The following is a 17,699-nucleotide window of genomic DNA, read 5'->3' on the forward strand; positions in this document are numbered from 1 at the left end:
CGGCCCAATGCGCCCGTGCAGCCGCCGTCATTTTCTTGGAATCATCCAGACCATAAAGGGGTGCGCGCAGAATCACCGCCGCAGCCACCAGCGGCCCCGCCAGGGGCCCCCGCCCGGCTTCGTCCACGCCCGCACACCGGGGACCCCAGTGTTCGAGGATTGGCGCGCTTTTCACGGATTCACCGGCTTCACGCCAGCATCTCGCGGAGTACCTGCTGCAATTGCTCGGGAGGATTACCTTCCAGCAGACCGCGCAGTTTTTGCAATTTCGCCACCTGTTCGGAGCCCGCCGGACCCAAAAGCGCCGCCAATGCACCGGCCACCTGGGCGGGCACGAAGGCATCCTGCAGGAATTCCGGGTATACGGCCTCTTTGAGCAGAATATTGGGCATGGCCACGAAAGGGGTCTTCACCAGTCTTCGGACGAAAGCAAAAGTGAGAGCGTTCAAAATATAGACGACCACTGCCGGGCGCTGCATGAGTGCGGTTTCCAGTGTGGCGGTACCGGAGGCGACCAGCACCACATCAGCGGCCGCTAGCACAGTTTGCGTCTGAGCGACCACCAGCCGTGCATCTTCCGGCCCGGCACCCTGTTTCCAGAGCCGCTCCCAGAGGGGGCGTAACTCCTCCCTGGCCAAGGCCACCAGAATCCGCAGATCCGGCATTTGTTCGCGCAAACGTCGCGCCGTTTCGGCATAACGCAACGCCAGCCGTTCCAGCTCACCACGTCGACTCCCGGGTAAAAGCGCAAGCACCTGGCCATCTGCCGCCATGTTCAGCCTTGCCCGCGCGTTTTCCCGATTTGGCGCTGCTGCAGTCTGCGCCAACAGAGGATGTGCCAGCACATGCACCGGCACCCCCGCCTGTGCATAAATGGGCACCTCAAAGGGAAAAAGAACCAGCATGTGGTCCACCACGCGCTTGATCTGATGAATCCGCTGCGAGCGCCAGGCCCAGATCTGTGGACCCACCACGTAGAGCACCCGAATACCCAGCTTTTTAGCCATCTTGGCGATGTGCAGATTGAAAGCCGGATGGTCAATCAGCACCACACAATCCGGTCGTTCCGTCTGCAGATGCTGCCGAATCTGCCCATAGAGCCTGCGCAGGCGGCTGTAGTGTCGCAGGACTTCGACCAACCCGATCATCGCCAGCACTTCACCATCGGCAATGTTTTCCACTCCCGTTGCCTGCAGGCGGGATCCAACCACCCCCGACCATTGCAGATCGAGTCCGGCCTGCGCTGCATTCGCCATGATTTCCAGCCCGAGATTTTCGCCGGAACGCTCTACCGCGAGGATAAAGGCCTTGCTCAAGGCCTTAGCCGTGCAGGGTGCGACGGATCACGGTAGCGATCCTGGCAATCTGCTCCTCACGCAGTTCCGGAAACATGGGCAACGAGAGTACCCGCTCCGCCAGACGTTCTGCCACCGGACAATGGGCGTGGGCCTGGTGCGCAAACATCTTCTGCTGATGTCCTGGAATTGGATAATAAATGGCGCTGGCAATGCCTTCAGCATGGAGGGCGGCCTTCACCGCATCCCGCGCGTTCAACTGAATCGTAAACTGATGGAATACGTGGTGATAACCTGCTGGAGATTCCGGCAATTGCAGGTCGAGACCCGCCAGATGCTCGGCGTACCACCCTGCCGCCTGCCGCCGTCCGGTGTTATAGGCCGCCAGATGCGGGAACTCCGCCCGCAGAATCACCGCCTGCATTTCGTCGAGGCGGCTGTTATAGCCCAACACGTCATGGTGGTAGGTCTGCCAGGAACCATGGTTGCGCAGTCCGCGCAGTTTACGTTCCAGCTCCGCATCCGCCGTCACCACCATGCCACCATCTCCGGCAGCACCGAGATTTTTGCTGGGGAAGAAAGAAAAACAGCCGATATCGCCAAAACTGCCCACCCCCTGTCCGTTAATTTCGGCACCAATGGCCTGAGCACAATCCTCAACCACCCGTAAACCATGCTTCTGAGCGAGCGCCATGATGGCGGGCATATCCGCGGGCAAGCCGTAGAGATGTACGGGGATGATCGCTTTGGTCCGCGACGTAATGGCGGCCTCGATACCGGCTACGGTCATGGCGTAAAAACGATCATCCACATCTACAAAGACCGGCGTAGCACCCACATAAAGCACGGCTTCCGCAGTCGCAATGAACGTAAAGGTGGGGACGATCACCTCGTCGCCGGGCCCGATTTCCAGGGCACGCAGGGCCAGCATCAGGGCATCCGTACCGGAAGCGCAGCCCACACCATGGGCAACACCGGAGAGGCATGCCAGCTCCGTCTCCAACGCACGTCCATGATTTCCCAGGATAAAACTGGCATCGTCCAGAATTTTCCCTATCCCCGTCAGAATCTCATCCCGCAGCGGCGCAAAGTGCGCGCGCAAATCGACCATGGGAATTGTTATATTTTGAGTCATGCATCACCGTCCAAAAAAAAGTCAAAACCTGCACCGGCATTACGCTCAATGCTGCAGAAAAGCCTCCACGGCTATCCGCACCTGCAGCGCCGCCGCCAGCACCCGCCGACCCGCGATGCCATCACAAAACACCGGCCGGTGCGCTACGATGGCGCTCAGAAAATCCTCAATCTCCGCCGCCAAGGCATCCCGTTTGGGTAACTCCACGGCCTCATCACGCACACCGGGAATTCCCGGCACTGTTCCCGCACCGCGATGGTAGATATGCAGGGTGTTGTTGAGAAAATCCACCGAGGCATAACGATCCTGCCAAAAGATACGCATGCGCCGCGCTGGCTCCCGCACTACCCGGGAGGCCGCCAGGTTGGCCACGGTGCCATTGTTCAGCGTCATCCAGGCATTGGCCATATCCGCCTTGTCCGTTACTGCCGCGACACCCACGGCGCGCACGTCCACGGGTTCGGCGCCAGTCAGCAGTAAAGTCAGGTCCAGATCGTGAATCATCAGATCCATGATCACGTCGATATCCAGCGAGCGTGGCTTGAAAGGCGCCAAGCGCTCTGCCTCCAGGTAGCGGGGCGCTCCGTAGCCAGCCCGCCGCAAATGCTGAATAGCCGGATGTACCCTTTTGATGTGACCAACCGCCAGCACCAGATGGCGCTCCTGTGCCATGCCGATCAGCGCGTCCGCTTCTTCGGTATCCAGGGTAAACGGCTTTTCGACCAGGCAGTGTACACCGGCCTGCATGGCCGCTTCCGCTGCCGCGAAGTGGGTAGAGGTGGGAGTGGCAATGGACACAGCATCCACTTCAGCCAGTAATGCACCAACGCTGGAAAAAGCACGGCACCCCAATTCGGCGGCAACCTCCGTGGCCCGTTCCCCATTCTCGTCAAAAACACCTGCCAGTTGTGAGATTGCGGCATATTTCTGCGCATGAAAGCGGCCAAGATGGCCGACACCAATAACGCCGGTTCGTATATTGATCATGGTCGGGTAATTCCGCGATGCGTATTACGAATAAAATCCAAAAGGTAGGCCACCTCTGGAGCAGTCAGTCCGCGCTGCAGCACTTCATCCATCGCGTCTTCCAGGCGCCGCCCTGAGCGAAACAACAGGCGATAGGCGCGCTTAATCTGCAAAATGGTCTCCCGGGAAATCCCGCGCCGGGCCAGACCGCGCACGTTAATGCCATGCAAACTGGCATGATTACCTGCCGCCATCATATACGGCGGGATGTCCAGGGGTGCCATGGTACCGCCGCCGAGAATCGCGTGAGCCCCCACCCGCGCATACTGATGCACCGCCGACAGGCCGCCGAGGATGGCGTGATCTTCGACACTAACATGGCCGGCGAGCGTTGCTGCATTGGCCATCACCACCTGATCGCCAATACAACAGTCGTGCGCCACATGGCAGTAAGCCATGAGGAGGTTGTGATGACCAATCCGCGTTATTCCACCACCTTTCACGGTGCCACGATTGATGGTCACAAACTCACGTATCGTATTGTACGAGCCGATTTCGAGCGCAGTAGGTTCACCTGTGTAGCCAAGGTCCTGCGGAGCAGTGCCGACAGATGCAAACTGAAAGATATGGTTATGGGTTCCCAAGCGGCTGGGACCCTCAATCACTGCATGCGCACCAATTTGACAGTGATCGCCGATTTCCACCTCTGCACCAATGACCGCAAAAGGCCCGATTACGCAATCATCGCCGATCCGTGCCAAGGGATCGACGATGGCCTGCGGATGAATCTGTGCGATCATTGGGCATGCTCGCGTAGCGTCGCCATCAGCAGCGCAGAGGCCACTTCCGCGCCATTAACCAGCGCCACCGTTTCCATCTGCCACATACCGGAACGCCGGCGGCTCACATTGGCGATGAGTTCCAGCTGATCGCCGGGCGTCACCGGCTTGCGGAAACGTGCCTTATCGATCCCGGCAAAATAAACCGCTGCATTCTCGCCATACTTGTCTTCGGAAACAAAGGCGAGAAGGGCCGCCGCCTGGGCGAGCGCTTCAATGATGAGGACACCTGGCATAACCGGAAATCCTGGGAAATGCCCCTGAAAATGCGGCTCATTCATGGTGACATTTTTCAAAGCACGTAAACGCTTCCCAATCTCTATTTCAACCACCCGATCCACCAGCAGAAATGGATAGCGATGTGGCAAGCGTTTAAGAATATCCTGAATATTCAGCTCATTCACGATCAGACGGCTCCCCGTTTGTAGATAAATCCTGCCCGACTTTACGCTCGATTCGCTTCACCCGACGGAACAGTGCATCCAGCCCGTCGAGACGCGCGACGACACGTCTCCAGCGGTTCACTTCCTGTGCAGGGATCACCCCTGAATAAACACCGGCACGACGCAAAGAATGAGTCACAGCGCTCTGTCCAGCGATCATACAGCCATCGGCAATTTCTATGTGACCGCTAATCCCTACCTGACCACCAATACGGCAATGACGGCCAACCCGCGAACTTCCCGCAATACCTGTCTGTCCGGCAACAACCGTATGCGCGCCGATCTGGACGTTGTGCCCGATCTGCACCAGATTGTCTATCTTTACCCCATCTTCAATCACCGTGTCTGCCAGTGCGCCGCGGTCAATGCAGGAGTTGGCACCAATCTCCACGTCATTTCCAATAAGTACACGACCCACCTGCGGTATCTTCAGAAACCGGCCACCTGCCTCGGCAAAACCAAAACCATCGGCACCAATCACTGCGCCCGCATGGATGATGCAATCGGCACCCAACTTGCAGCCCGCATAAACTTTAACACCGGGATAAAGATGTGACCCACGTCCCACCTCCGCGCCCGCACCGATAAAGGTGCCGGCCTCCAGCCAGACACCTGCCGCGATCACCGCTCCAGCCTCTATCTGCACGTAGGCATCAATGCGGGAATCAGGATCCACCTGCGCGTCTCGCGCCAGTTGTGCGGTATGATGCAGTCCAGGCTGAAGGGCGCCCTGCGGATAGATGTACTGCATAATCCGCGCAAATGCCGCGTAGGGATTGTCCGTCAACAGACAGTTCCCGGAAAAATTCTCCGCATCCTGCGGAGTAATAACCACAGCTCCTGCCTTACTCGCTTTTAACAGAGTTCGCAAATGCGGGTCCTGATAAAAAGTGAGCTCCCCACTGTCGGCCGTATTGAGCGGTGCCACTGCACTAATCTGATACCCCGCATCGCCACGCAATTGGGCGCCAGCCACTTGCGCAAGATCACCGAGGAGATACAAGCCACGCGCCACGCTATTTACCGCCAGCCGACTGAACTGGAACTGGTTTATTCGCCATCGCTGCCACCACCTGCGAGGTAATATCAATGGCGCCATTGACATAAAGCACAGATTTATCATTGAGGATGACCGTATAATGCCCGGCGCGCCCAATCCTGCTCACCACTTTGACCAATTGATCCTGTATATTTTTCAGAATCTGATTACGTTGATAGTTCAAACCATCCTGGGCCTGTCGCTGGAACTGCTGCAAATTGAGAATCATACTTTGCAACTGCGCCTCTCGTTCCTGTCTTTGTGCATTGGTCAGATGCGGAAAATCTTTTTCCAGGGTCTTTTGAAAGGTGTCGACCTGTTGCCGCCTGGCCTCGATTTCCTTCTGCTTCGCTTCTACCTGTTTGTTGAGGCTGATCGCACCGGCCTGCGCCTCAGGCAATTCGCGCAAAGCGCGGTCGAGATCCACAAAGCCGATCTTCAGCGGGTCTGCCCACGCCACCGCCGAAGTTAGCATCAATAGAAGAACGATCCCAATACGCAGTTGCCAATTCATACCCTAACACCGCACCATTAAAAGTTATTACCCACGGTGAACTGCAAGGGCTGGGTCAAATCGTTCGGTTGCTTGTTGAGCGGTACGGCGACAGACAGGCGTAGCGGTCCCATCGGGCTGATCCACAGGAACCCGACACCCGCCGTCGTCCGCATTTGACCTAAATTCGGAAAATAATTATTTGACGAAGAGCCATCTGCATTGACCCCATAAACCCATCCACTGGCCGTAAATAGGGACATCCGGAAATTGTTATTGTCTGCGAGGCCAGGAAGCGGGAAATACAAACTGGCATTAAACAGTAACTCGCGAGTGCCGCCCACAGGATAGCCACCTACCTGTGGTCCTAACGAATAGGTCTGATAACCCGGCAGGGTGGTCGGACCACCCAGGTAGTAGTTATTAAAGAATGGTACATTTAGGCCACCATAACCGTTGATAAAGCCATAGCGCCCGCTCAACCCACCCGTTAACCAGGAAGTGATGGGATGATAGTAGTCCGCCTTAATCTCCGCCTTGTACCAGCGTAGCTTCGCGGGGGGCACCGCCGCCTTCAGCGCCAGACTTCCGTAAAAGCCTTTAGTGGGAAATATCGGGGAATTCCGGCTGTCGTAAGTCAGGTCATTCCCAACCGTCAACGCCGTGGCCGTACTACCAAATGTATTGACGTAGTTCTGGTAAATTGCTGGTGGATTGGTAAACAGATTAATCGTCGTGTTACTAAAGCCCAACGACATATAATCATAGACATACTGCATCACCGGGATACCCAGCGTGGCGGTTCCGCCGTAATCAATTTCCTGATAAGGGGCTACGGACAGAATGGAAAGATTGGTGTTGTTCCGATATAAGCTGAAGCCGAGACTGATGCCGTCCGGCGTAAAATACGGGTCTGTAAAGGAGAGATTGTATGCCGTCCCCAGGCCGCCCACATTCGCCGAGAACGACAGGGCGTTACCCGTACCCATAAAGTTGTTCTGACTGATCGAACCGTTGAACAAGATACCCTGGGCATTGGAGTAGCCGACACCGATACTAAAACTGCCCGTAGGCCTTTCGCTCACATGGACATCCAGATCCAGTTGATCTGGATGCCCAGGAACCGGTATGGTTTTGGTATCAATCTTGTCATAAAAACCCGTTTGCTGCAGACGCAGCTTGGAGCGTCGGATCAGCGCACCATCATAAAGTGCGCCCTCCATCTGCCGGAATTGACGCCGTACCACATAGTCCCGGCTTTTATCATTACCGGTGATCTCAATGCGGCGAATATAGACCTTGCGACCAGGATCCACCGCAAAGGTCAGAGCCACTTCGTGGGTTTTTTCATCCACTTTAGGCACCGGCGTGGTATTGGCAAAAGCGTAGCCCAAGTCTCCCAGCTTATCTGCAATAGCGCTATTGGTGTCGTTGATTTTGGCTCGGGAAAACACTTGTCCCGGCTTGATCTCCACCAGTTTTTCCAGTTCCGGCTTCGGTACGACTAAATCACCACTCAGACCTACCGATTGGATATGATAGAGATCCCCTTCGTTCACATTGACAGTGATATAGACAAAGCGTCGATCTGGAGACACTTGTACCTGGGTGGACTCGACATCAAAATTCAGATAACCGCGATCCAGATAATAGTTATGGAGTTTCTCCAGACCCTGCATAAGTTTTTCACGCGAATAACGATCATTTTTGGTAAAGAAGGAAAAAGCATCCGGCGCACCGATACTGAAAAGACCGCGCAGACGACTTTCAGTGAAGGCATGATTACCAACAATGGTCACCTGCTTGATGGTCGCTTGCTCACCTTCCTTCGCGTCAATATGGATGGCTACCCGGTTACGCGGCAACTTTTCTACTCGCGCATGAATCTTGGCATTGTAATAGCCCATGCCTTCATACTGTTCCTGCAGACCATGCACCACCTGATCGAGGATCGAACGATTAAAGATGTGCCTGTCCACTAGGCCGACACCCTTGAGCGTGCCGTTCACATCGCTTTTGGAAAAAGCCTTGATGCCCTCCATCTTGATACTGGAGATGATGGGCCGCTCTTGCACGATGACCAGCAGATTGTCGCCAGAACGGGCAATGGTCACATTCTTGAAGAATCCCGTGGAATAGAGATCCTTGATGGCCTGCTGGGCCTTCTGGTCATCCACCTGCTCGCCAATATGGATGGGCAGGTAGTTGTAAACCGTACCAGGCGCGATATGCTCCAGCCCACGAATTTCTATATTCCTGACTGTAAAGGGCGTAAATGCCCAGGCTGGTGCCGCCCAGGCGGCGGTAACACAAGCCACACTGGCAGCGAGGAGAATGGGGGAGGCCGAACTGAGGCTGAATTTTTTCACGGTGTCAACAATCTCATAATATCATTGTAGAAGGCGAAGGACATGAGCATCAGAAGCAGCACTATACCGATCTGCTGCGCTTTTTGCACCACCGCCGCAGGGAGTGGTTTACCACGCACCATCTCCACGGCATAAAACACCAAGTGGCCCCCATCCAGAATCGGAATGGGCAGAAGATTAAGCACTCCCAAACTGATGCTGATCAGCCCCAGAAAAGATAAAAATGGCGCCAGGCCGGCTTGTGCAGACTGCCCGGCAAATTCCGCGATGGCAATCGGACCGCTGATATTATCCGGAGATACAAAACCCTGCACCATCCGCATGATCATCTCGACGGTCATGAGCGACATCTGCCAAGTCGTTCGCACCCCATAGATCAGGCCCTCCAGAGGGCCTCGCTCGCGCAGGACGATCAAATTTTTGGGCAAGGGTGCCATGATGACGCCGATGCGGCCTACCGGCTTTCCGGCCTTGTCCAGAAACATCTGCGGGGTGAGACTTACGGCTTTTGTAAGCCCTTGTGCTGTCAGATAGCGCAACTGGATGACTTTATCGGGGTGCGACTCGACATGCCGGGCCAGACTCTCCCAACTGGGAATCGGATGACCATCCATGGCGACAATGCGGTCCCCTGCCCGCAACCCGGCCAGTTGTGCCGGGCTATGCGGCTCTACGGCACCGATGACGGCGGGCAGGTAGGGCTCCATTCCAATGACTTTACTGATAAAGTCTGGCCCCACCGTGTCAGCGGTAAGCGTCTGCAGAGACAGCACGTGGGTCGCCTGAGCACCGTCACTGCGCATCGTCTGCAGGGTCACCGGGGTGCGTGCAACCGCTGCTGAGAGGAGCCCCATACGCATATCTTCCCAGGTATAGACAGGCCGCCCGTCGAGCATCGTGATACGTTCGCCCGGATGCAATTGCGCCTGAGCCGCAAGGGAATGATCCTGTACCAGACCGACGATGGGTGCCAATCCCGGGATACCGAGCCATGCCACTCCCGCATAAGCCACTATGGCAAACAGGAGATTGGCCATCGGTCCCGCCAAGGCAATCAAAAAGCGTTTACCGGGCGCAAGGTTATCAAAGGCCCGTTTACTGTCTTCGGCCGGGACTGGCTCACCACTCTGTTCGCCAAGCATTTGAACGTAGCCGCCCAGGGGTAGTGCGGCAATCACATACTCCGTCTGATCCCGCCCCCAACGGCGACTGATCAGGGTCGGCCCAAAGCCTATACTAAACCTAAGCACCTTAACGCCCATCCATTTGGCGACCGCAAAATGACCAGATTCGTGGATCAGCACGAGGATGCCGATAGCCAGAATAAAGGCCCCTATGGTCTCAAGAATCTGCATTTGCTCTCAGGAACGTCACTGCATACCCGATCTATGCCGGCTAAGATGGCGGACTGCGGCTTCCCGTGCGCACTGATCGATGGCCAGCACCGCATCCAGATGATCCGGGGCAGCAGGCTGTAATTCGCTGAGTGTGTCTTCAACAACGGCCGCAATACGCGAGAATGGCAGGGCGCCATCCAGGAAGGTCTGCACCGCCACCTCATTAGCCGCATTCAGCACAGTCGCTGCGGCTCCACCCGCCCGCAGGGCGTTAAAGGCCAGCGCCAGACAGGGGAACCGCTGCAAATCGGGTTCTTCAAACTGCAAGTTCGGCCCGCGTGTCAGGTCCAGCGAAGAAACCCCACTTTCCATGCGCTCCGGATAGGCCAGGGCATGGGCAATGGGGGTGCGCATATCGGGGTTACCCAATTGCGCCAGCACGGAGCCATCCACATATTCCACCATGGAATGGATGATGCTCTGCGGGTGGATCAGTACATCAATCTGGGATGCGGGGAGATTAAAGAGCCAATGCGCTTCGATGACCTCCAGACCCTTATTCATCATGGTCGCGGAGTCTACGGAAATTTTCCGGCCCATGACCCAGTTGGGATGTGCGCAGGCCTGATCCGGTGTTACGGACGCCAGGCGTTCCACGGGCCAGGTCCGGAAAGGTCCCCCGGAAGCCGTCAGCAGAATGCGGCGCACGCCTTTGCCTTCGGCAAAGCACTGGAATACGGCATTGTGCTCACTGTCGATGGGGAGCAGTGTCACCCGGTGATGCCGCACCTGCTCCATGAACAGACTACCCGCCATCACCAGACATTCTTTGTTGGCTAAATAGACTTTTTTGCCAGACTCCACCGCCGCCAGGGTCGGTAACAAACCGGCGGCACCCACAATAGCCGCCATCACTTCATCGACACCTGGCATACGCGCTGCCTCTGCCAGCGCTTCCCGGCCGCTTTCCACACAGATATGCTTCAGGCCCGCATCACGCAGGGCGACGCGCAACTGCTGCGCGGCTTCCGGAGCGACCATCACCACCAACTCAGGATGATGCTGCTCGCACAGCACCTGCATCTCTGCGACACGGTGATTACCCGTGAGCGCAACGATCCGGAATTGATCGGAGTGACGCGATACCACATCCAGGGTGCTCTTGCCGATGGAGCCTGTAGCCCCGAGTATGCAGATGCCTCGTGTCATTTCCACCAACCCAGATAATAAAGTCCGGCTACAAACGCCGGAATGCCCGCACTCATGCTGTCCAAGCGATCCAGCAGGCCACCATGCCCTGGCAACAACTGGCCACTATCTTTGCAATCGGCGCGGCGTTTTAGAAAACTCTCGGAAAGATCTCCCAAGACCGCGAAAGCGCCCGTAAGCAAGCCCAAAACAGCGCCGGAAAGAAGGCTCTGGACTGCCGCACCTATCCACACCCAAGCGCCCAGTGTGCCCATAATGGCGCTGGCAAGCAAGCCGCCCAGCAAGCCCTCCCAGGTCTTGCCAGGGCTGATGCGTGGTACTAATCGATGACGCCCCCAGATTTTACCAAAAGTCATCGCACCCACATCATCCGCGCTGATGACCAGAATCACCCATAACAAAAACTGTGGGGCACGCTGCTGCAAGGACAGACTGAACAGCAGTGCAGGTAAAAGCACAGGAAACACCGTCATAGCGCTCACCGGGCGCTGCCAGGCCGCGGCCTCGCGTAACAGCGATGGCGGCATCAGCATCAGCAACGCCGCGAGCAGCGCCCACCAGATCACGCTGCCCTGTGCCAGCGCAGACCAGGGAAGATGCTGCGAGAGGATGAGCATCGGAAGCAGCGCTGCCAATAGCAGGGCCAACCCGTTTGGCCAGACTATCAGACTGAGATGACCCCACTCCCGTCCTGCCAGGAACGTCAGCAGCATGAGGAAAACAAGAAAAACCCAGAAAGGCGCCCAAAAAATCAGCACAAGAACCAGCAGGAATAACAAGGAGGCGGTAATCAGTCGCTGGCGGAGCAATCGTCCTCCAGAACTTGATCGCCCGTCCGTCCGAAGCGCCGTTGCCGATGCGCGAAAGATTGCAGGGCGTACTCCAAGGCCGTACGGTCAAAATCCGGCCAAAGCGTATCACTGAAATAAAACTCGGTGTAAGCCAACTGCCAAACCAGGAAATTACTGATGCGCTCCTCGCCACCGGTACGAATCAACAGGTCGGGCTCGGGAATGTCTGCCAGGCAGAGATACCGGGCAATATGTGCCTCAGAGAAGTCTTCAAGGGCGAGTTCTCCCGCCAGCACTGCCGCCATGGCGGCACGTGCTGCCTGCGCAATATCCCAATGTCCGCCGTAATTCACCGCAAGATTGAGCTGGAGTCGCCTATTGTTACGGGTAAGCGCCTCAGCCTCTTCGACGAGCTGGCGTATATCACGGTCCAATGCACTGCGATCGCCGATAATGCACAAGCGAACGCCATTCTCATGGAGTTTACGGGCTTCTCGCCGTAACAAAAGACGGAAGAGATTCATCAACAAACGCACTTCGAGGACCGGACGCCGCCAATTCTCGGTGCTGAAGGCAAAAAGCGTCAGGTAGGGAATGCCGAGATCCACGCAGGATTGCACCATTTCCCGCACCACTTCCGCACCGCGCCGATGGCCAGCCACCCGCGGCAAGTGCTGACGGTAAGCCCAGCGGCCATTGCCATCCATAATGACGGCAATGTGGCGTGGCATAGCAGGCAAGCTTTCGTCAGCGGAAGACATGAGATCAGACCTCCATGAGGTCAGCTTCCTTCGCCTCCACCACCGCGTCCACTTCGTCGATAAAGCGGTCCGTCAGCTTCTGAAATTCTTCCTCGGCGCGCCGTTCTTCATCTTCCGAGATGGTTTTCTGTTTGTGCAGTTCTTTAACCTGAGAAATGCTGTCGCGACGGATGTTGCGAATAGCTACACGCGCACCCTCACCCTCCTGCCGGACCACTTTGACCATTTCCTTGCGGCGTTCTTCGGAGAGCGCCGGCAGCGGAACCCGCACATTATCCGAACCTGCCACTGGATTTAGGCCCAGGCCGGCATCGCGGATCGCCTTATCAATCTTGGGAATCAGATTCTTTTCCCACGGTGTGACAAGCAGCGACCGGGCATCGGCGACCGAGACCGAAGCGACCTGCGCCAAGGGCGTCGGCGCCCCATAATAGTCCAGTTGCACATGGTCAAGCAGCCCGGCACTGGCCCGGCCCGTCCGCAGCCGGGTGAGCTCTCCCTTCAGAGATTCAATGCTCTTCTTCATCCGAGTTTCGGAGTTCTTTTTAACCTCTTGAATACTCATGCAATCTCTCTGCGCACCGAAGTGCCTTCCTCTTCACCCAGCATCACCCGCATCAAAGCGCCGGATTTATTGATGGAAAAAACGATGATCGGCATGTCGTTATCGCGGCAAAGGGTGATGGCCGTTGCGTCCATGACCTGCAGATTCTGCTCTAGCACCTGACTATAGGACAGTTCCCGGTAGCGCATGGCCTCAGGGTGGGTAACCGGATCATCGGTGTAAACGCCATCGACCTTGGTTCCCTTAAGCACTACCTCGGCATTGATCTCCACAGCGCGCAGACTGGCCGCCGTGTCGGTAGTGAAAAAGGGGTTACCGGTACCGGCACCAAAAATCACGACCCGCCCCTTCTCCAGATGACGGATAGCCCGCCGCCGGATATAGGGCTCCGCCACTTGCTCAATATGCAGCGCCGACAGCACCCGGGTCGGCAAACCCAGATGTTCCAGGGCATCCTGCACTGCGAGCGCATTCATGACCGTCGCCAGCATACCCATGTAGTCGGCGGTAGCGCGGTCCATACCTTCGGCCGCCTTGGCCATACCCCGGAAGATATTGCCGCCACCAATCACGATAGCGACCTGTACTCCGGTATCAGAAACGTCCTTTATTTCCCGTGCCATACGCTGCACGACATCACGGTCCACGCCATACTGGCCCTCGCCCATGAGTGCCTCCCCGCTGAGTTTGAGGAGGATGCGGGAATACACGGGCGCAGTCATTCAGGACCCCCGGACTTGTGCCATAACCTCGGTGGCAAAATCCGCGGTGGGGGCCTTCTCAATCCCCTCACCCACCTCGAAACGCACAAACTCCAGCACCTCGACATCTGGGAATCCCTGCACCAGTTGACCGACACTGCGATCAGGATCCTTGACGAAGGGCTGCCCGGTGAGGGCGATTTCGTTGAGCAATTTGTTCAGGCGTCCGGAGATCATCTTCTCAATGATGTCGGCGGGCTTACCACTGTCTGCCGCCTGCGCAATGAGAATTTCTTTCTCACGGGCCAGACGCTCAGGAGAAACCTGGCTGGGGTGAATCACCTCGGGACGTGCCGCCGCCACATGCATGGCCACATCGCGACCAAGTTCATTGGTAGCCGCCTGGCCCTCCAGAGCCACGAGCACACCGATGCGGCTGCCATGAATATACGCGCCGACCACACCCTCTTTGACCTGCAGATGCTGCAGGCGGCGCAGGCTGATGTTCTCGCCGAGTTTGCTGACCAGCCCCTTGCGGCGTTCTTCCACTTCCGCGTCGGCCAGTAAGGCGTCCGCTTCCTTGAACCCCTGCGCCAGAGCCTGCTCAGCACAATCTTTCGCCAGCGCCAGGAAATCTTCATTTTTGGCGACAAAATCGGTTTCACAGTTCACTTCGAGCACTATGCCCCGCTTCTGGTCGCCACTGAGGGCGGTGACAATGACCCCCTCCGCAGCTACCCGACTCGCCTTTTTGTCGGCCTTGGCCAGACCACGCGCGCGCAGGAGGTCGATAGCAGCCTCCAAATCACCATCGGCTTCGGTCAGCACCGTTTTACATTCCATCATGCCGGCGCCGGTGCGCTCGCGCAGTTCTTTGACCTGTTGTGCACTGATAGCCATGAATGCTCCTTGGTTCTGGTGAATGTTTTAGTCGGCGTCGATTTCGATCGTTTCTTCGTCCACCTCGACAAATTCGTCGAGCAGCGCAGATTCCCCACCGTGACGGCCATCAAGAATGGCATCGGCCACCAACGCGGCATACAAACGGATAGCACGGGTGGCGTCATCATTACCGGGGATGGGATAGTCAATGAGCAACGGATCACAGTTGCTGTCTACCACGCCGATCACCGGAATACCCAGTTTGCGGGCTTCCAGCACGGCAATGTTTTCATGACCGACATCAATCACAAAGATGGCGTCCGGCAGACCGCTCATGTCCTTGATACCACCGAGACTGCGCTCCAGCTTGTCGCGCTCGCGGGTCAGGGTGAGCACTTCTTTCTTCGTCAGCTTGTCCATGGTGCCGTCGGCCGCCATCTGATCTAATTCATCAAGACGACGAATGGACTGACGGATGGTCTTGAAATTGGTCAGGGTACCACCCAACCAGCGCTGGTTGACAAAGAAGGCGCCGCTGCGGCGGGCTTCCTGCTCGACCGCCTCACGCGCCTGGCGCTTGGTGCCGACAAAAAGGACACGGCCATGCTTGCGGGAAATCTGCTCGATAAAACTCAGCGCGGTGCGCAGCATCGGCAGGGTGTGCTCAAGGTTGATGATGTGAATGCGGTTACGCTCACCAAAGAGATACGGCGCCATCTTCGGATGCCAGTAACGGGATTGATGACCAAAGTGGACGCCGGCTTCCAGCAGGGCGCGCATGGTTACATTGCTGCTCATAGGGTTTCTCCAGTTTTCAAGGGTTATGATCCGCCACGCGCCCCAGGCAGCCATCCTCGCGGACACCCGGCTGACCTGTATCGGTGCGTGTGAGTATTAGGCCGAAGCCCAGCGCGTTTTAGCATAAAACCGGGCTCTCTGGCAAATCGCAGTAAAGTTCAGATGGCCTGAAATGGCTGTTTTTCCCTTCGTGATGCGGCCACCGCGCGTCATTTACTGTGCCCATGCCACCACCAGTACACCCCCGCCCCCACAATTAACACTAGCAGCAGCACGATCTGCACATGCTGAACGCCTTGCAACAGGCTCTGTAGCGAGGCGCCGAGGCCATAGCCAATCCCGGCGATGGACGCCGCCCACACCGCCGCGGCAGCCGGGTTCATCCACAGATAACGCCGCGCTGGATAGCGATGGACCCCCAGCAGAATAGGAGTGATGGTGCGGGTGCCATAGATGAACCGGAAGAGCAGCGTCACCCAGTCACCAAAGCGGCGAATCATATCCTCTGCCTGGTTCACATGGCGGCGCAGAAAGCGCGGCAGGATATTCAGCAGGCGTTCGCCATAACGATAACCGAGTTGGTAAAGCACCTGATCGTTTAGGGTGCTGCCCAGCCAGGAGATAAATATCACCATGGGAAGATCCAGGACGCCGGCATGCGCCAAGGCACCGGCAACAATCACCACAGCCTCCCCTTCCAGCAGGGTGCCAACAAAAAGGATCCAGTAACCATACTGGCGCAGGAAGGCAATAATCACCACTAACGTAATAGGTTGAAGATGCAACCAGCTCAGCACCTCGTTGATCACATCAATGGTTGCGTCCTCCCCTTCTGCCGGAAGCAGCTCCGGCAAGCGCAACAATAGCAAAGGTGCTGGCAGACGCAAATTGGTTTTGAGGCGGGTTAAGAAACGCTATCCAGGCTATTTCGGTACTCCTCGAGGAGCGTATCGATAATATGCGTCCAGGTTTGTCCTTCTGCACGTTGCCGGGCACGCTGGCCCATTTCCCGTAAACGCGCACGATCCATAAGCAGCTTGCTTATGGCGCTGGCGAAATCACCATCCAGGGGAAGCAGGACACCTTCATCCGGCGAACGAAAATGTTCATTGACGCCGGAGGCGTCATAGGCCAGTACCGGCAAGGCGCTGGCCATAGCCTCCAGCACGACATTACCAAACGTCTCGCTACAGGAGGGGAAACAGAACAGATCCGCACTCGCATACCATCGCGCCAGATCCTCACCCTTTTGTATGCCCTCCAGGGAAAAACCGGCGAGGCTCTGCCGGATGAGACCAGCCGCCAGGGGGCCGTCACCGATCAGGGCGAGATGCAACTTGCCCGGCCCTTGCCAGGTTTTCCGCAAGCGTTCGTAAGCGTTCACCAGAACAGATAGATTTTTTTCATGAGCTAGGCGCCCAACATAAATCAAGAGCGCGTCGTCCCCATCCAGCCCAAGTTGCGCGCGTAGCGCCGCGCTGCGCCGGCGGGGGTTGTAGAGCGTCGTATCCACCCCACGTCTCCACATGGCGAGGTTAAGGAAGCCCTGCGCCTGCAGGTGAGCGAAAGTTCCCCAACTGGGTACCAGGGTTTTGCGGGTAGCATTGTGGAAATACCGCAGATAGCACAACACTAGCCCTTGCAGGAATTGCAGGCGATAATGCCGGGCATAGCTGTCAAAATTCGTGTGAAAACTGCTCACTACGGGGATTTTAAGGTGACGGGCTGCCCAAAGTCCGGCGAGGCCCAGCGGGCCTTCCGTAGCAATATGTACCAGATCGGGGCGCAAGGCCCGCAATCTTTGACCGATGTGGCCAGACAGACTGTATCCCACCCGAACCTGCGAATAGAAAGGTAAAGACAGGGCATGAAACAGGTCGTCCCCTGCCCTTTCACCCGTCTGCCGCGGGCGCAACACGGTGACCCGATAACCGCGTGCGCGGAGATGCTCTACCATACGCTGCAGCGTATGGGCTACGCCGTTCACCTCTGGTGGATAGGTTTCCGTGATGAGGGCCAGGTGAGCAAAACCTTCTGACATGCGTGACCCACGCCTCGCGTCGATAAAACAAATGG

General features: G+C 56.9%; 18 protein-coding genes and 1 pseudogene. All 19 read right to left on the bottom strand.

What is annotated here, in order from left to right:
• Positions 1–175 (bottom strand): annotated as a pseudogene (locus tag Q0C48_RS05495) (ribonuclease HII); the annotation flags it as partial.
• Positions 176–188: 13 nt separating this feature from the next.
• On the bottom strand, positions 189–1,316 hold the full coding sequence (gene lpxB / locus Q0C48_RS05500) for a lipid-A-disaccharide synthase (RefSeq protein WP_291522269.1): 1,128 nt from the start codon (positions 1,314–1,316) through the stop codon (positions 189–191).
• A 4-nt stretch (positions 1,317–1,320) separates the two neighbouring features.
• Positions 1,321–2,430, bottom strand: coding sequence for a DegT/DnrJ/EryC1/StrS aminotransferase family protein (locus Q0C48_RS05505; RefSeq protein ID WP_291522272.1), 1,110 nt, complete (start codon positions 2,428–2,430; stop codon positions 1,321–1,323).
• Between the two features lie 45 nt (positions 2,431–2,475).
• Positions 2,476–3,417 (bottom strand): Gfo/Idh/MocA family oxidoreductase, encoded by a 942-nt coding sequence (locus Q0C48_RS05510; protein ID WP_291522274.1) that lies wholly within the window; start codon positions 3,415–3,417, stop codon positions 2,476–2,478.
• Positions 3,414–4,196, bottom strand: coding sequence for an acyl-ACP--UDP-N-acetylglucosamine O-acyltransferase (lpxA, locus tag Q0C48_RS05515; RefSeq protein ID WP_291522276.1), 783 nt, complete (start codon positions 4,194–4,196; stop codon positions 3,414–3,416). The genes Q0C48_RS05510 and lpxA overlap by 4 nt, the downstream gene beginning before the upstream one ends.
• Positions 4,193–4,639, bottom strand: a complete 447-nt coding sequence (fabZ, locus tag Q0C48_RS05520) for a 3-hydroxyacyl-ACP dehydratase FabZ (RefSeq protein ID WP_291522278.1) — start codon at positions 4,637–4,639, stop codon at positions 4,193–4,195. The genes lpxA and fabZ overlap by 4 nt, the downstream gene beginning before the upstream one ends.
• Positions 4,632–5,693 (bottom strand): UDP-3-O-(3-hydroxymyristoyl)glucosamine N-acyltransferase, encoded by a 1,062-nt coding sequence (gene lpxD / locus Q0C48_RS05525; RefSeq protein ID WP_291522280.1) that lies wholly within the window; start codon positions 5,691–5,693, stop codon positions 4,632–4,634. The genes fabZ and lpxD overlap by 8 nt, the downstream gene beginning before the upstream one ends.
• A 1-nt stretch (position 5,694) precedes the next feature.
• A complete protein-coding gene (locus Q0C48_RS05530; protein WP_291522282.1) occupies positions 5,695–6,231 on the bottom strand; it encodes an OmpH family outer membrane protein in 537 nt (178 codons plus the stop codon).
• A gap of 17 nt (positions 6,232–6,248) precedes the next feature.
• Entirely contained in the window at positions 6,249–8,579 is a 2,331-nt protein-coding gene (bamA, locus tag Q0C48_RS05535) for an outer membrane protein assembly factor BamA (protein WP_291522284.1), read from the bottom strand.
• Positions 8,576–9,934, bottom strand: a complete 1,359-nt coding sequence (gene rseP / locus Q0C48_RS05540) for an RIP metalloprotease RseP (RefSeq protein ID WP_291522288.1) — start codon at positions 9,932–9,934, stop codon at positions 8,576–8,578. The genes bamA and rseP overlap by 4 nt, the downstream gene beginning before the upstream one ends.
• A gap of 15 nt (positions 9,935–9,949) precedes the next feature.
• On the bottom strand, positions 9,950–11,125 hold the full coding sequence (gene ispC / locus Q0C48_RS05545; protein WP_291522290.1) for a 1-deoxy-D-xylulose-5-phosphate reductoisomerase: 1,176 nt from the start codon (positions 11,123–11,125) through the stop codon (positions 9,950–9,952).
• A complete protein-coding gene (locus Q0C48_RS05550; protein ID WP_291522292.1) occupies positions 11,122–11,934 on the bottom strand; it encodes a CDP-archaeol synthase in 813 nt (270 codons plus the stop codon). The genes ispC and Q0C48_RS05550 overlap by 4 nt, the downstream gene beginning before the upstream one ends.
• On the bottom strand, positions 11,916–12,677 hold the full coding sequence (gene uppS, locus Q0C48_RS05555) for a polyprenyl diphosphate synthase (protein ID WP_291522294.1): 762 nt from the start codon (positions 12,675–12,677) through the stop codon (positions 11,916–11,918). The genes Q0C48_RS05550 and uppS overlap by 19 nt, the downstream gene beginning before the upstream one ends.
• Before the next feature lie 4 nt (positions 12,678–12,681).
• Positions 12,682–13,242, bottom strand: coding sequence for a ribosome recycling factor (gene frr / locus Q0C48_RS05560; RefSeq protein ID WP_291522297.1), 561 nt, complete (start codon positions 13,240–13,242; stop codon positions 12,682–12,684).
• Positions 13,239–13,964, bottom strand: a complete 726-nt coding sequence (gene pyrH, locus Q0C48_RS05565; protein WP_291522299.1) for a UMP kinase — start codon at positions 13,962–13,964, stop codon at positions 13,239–13,241. The genes frr and pyrH overlap by 4 nt, the downstream gene beginning before the upstream one ends.
• The gene (gene tsf, locus Q0C48_RS05570) at positions 13,965–14,843 is read right to left on the bottom strand and encodes a translation elongation factor Ts (RefSeq protein ID WP_291522302.1); all 879 of its coding nucleotides are present in this window, start codon (positions 14,841–14,843) and stop codon (positions 13,965–13,967) included.
• A gap of 27 nt (positions 14,844–14,870) precedes the next feature.
• Positions 14,871–15,623 carry a 30S ribosomal protein S2 gene (gene rpsB, locus Q0C48_RS05575; RefSeq protein ID WP_291522304.1) on the bottom strand — a complete coding sequence of 251 codons (753 nt, stop codon included), beginning with the start codon at positions 15,621–15,623 and terminating at the stop codon, positions 14,871–14,873.
• 209 nt (positions 15,624–15,832) lie between these two features.
• On the bottom strand, positions 15,833–16,486 hold the full coding sequence (locus Q0C48_RS05580) for a DedA family protein (protein ID WP_291522306.1): 654 nt from the start codon (positions 16,484–16,486) through the stop codon (positions 15,833–15,835).
• A 41-nt stretch (positions 16,487–16,527) separates the two neighbouring features.
• Complete coding sequence (locus Q0C48_RS05585; protein ID WP_291522308.1) at positions 16,528–17,664, bottom strand: glycosyltransferase family 1 protein; 1,137 nt, start codon at positions 17,662–17,664, stop codon at positions 16,528–16,530.
• Positions 17,665–17,699: the final 35 nt, after the last annotated feature.

The organism is Acidithiobacillus sp., from assembly GCF_023255755.1.
Classification (GTDB): domain Bacteria; phylum Pseudomonadota; class Gammaproteobacteria; order Acidithiobacillales; family Acidithiobacillaceae; genus Acidithiobacillus.

Bases quoted from the DNA above. Each gene is read 5' to 3' on its own strand.
- frr (WP_291522297.1), bottom strand. From the start codon at position 13,242: ATGAGTATTCAAGAGGTTAAAAAGAACTCCGAAACTCGGATGAAGAAG.
- Q0C48_RS05510 (WP_291522274.1), bottom strand. From the start codon at position 3,417: ATGATCAATATACGAACCGGCGTTATTGGTGTCGGCCATCTTGGCCGC.
- rpsB (WP_291522304.1), bottom strand. From the start codon at position 15,623: ATGAGCAGCAATGTAACCATGCGCGCCCTGCTGGAAGCCGGCGTCCAC.
- lpxA (WP_291522276.1), bottom strand. From the start codon at position 4,196: ATGATCGCACAGATTCATCCGCAGGCCATCGTCGATCCCTTGGCACGG.
- Q0C48_RS05530 (WP_291522282.1), bottom strand. From the start codon at position 6,231: ATGAATTGGCAACTGCGTATTGGGATCGTTCTTCTATTGATGCTAACT.
- tsf (WP_291522302.1), bottom strand. From the start codon at position 14,843: ATGGCTATCAGTGCACAACAGGTCAAAGAACTGCGCGAGCGCACCGGC.
- uppS (WP_291522294.1), bottom strand. From the start codon at position 12,677: ATGTCTTCCGCTGACGAAAGCTTGCCTGCTATGCCACGCCACATTGCC.
- Q0C48_RS05505 (WP_291522272.1), bottom strand. From the start codon at position 2,430: ATGACTCAAAATATAACAATTCCCATGGTCGATTTGCGCGCGCACTTT.
- ispC (WP_291522290.1), bottom strand. From the start codon at position 11,125: ATGACACGAGGCATCTGCATACTCGGGGCTACAGGCTCCATCGGCAAG.
- Q0C48_RS05585 (WP_291522308.1), bottom strand. From the start codon at position 17,664: ATGTCAGAAGGTTTTGCTCACCTGGCCCTCATCACGGAAACCTATCCA.
- rseP (WP_291522288.1), bottom strand. From the start codon at position 9,934: ATGCAGATTCTTGAGACCATAGGGGCCTTTATTCTGGCTATCGGCATC.
- pyrH (WP_291522299.1), bottom strand. From the start codon at position 13,964: ATGACTGCGCCCGTGTATTCCCGCATCCTCCTCAAACTCAGCGGGGAG.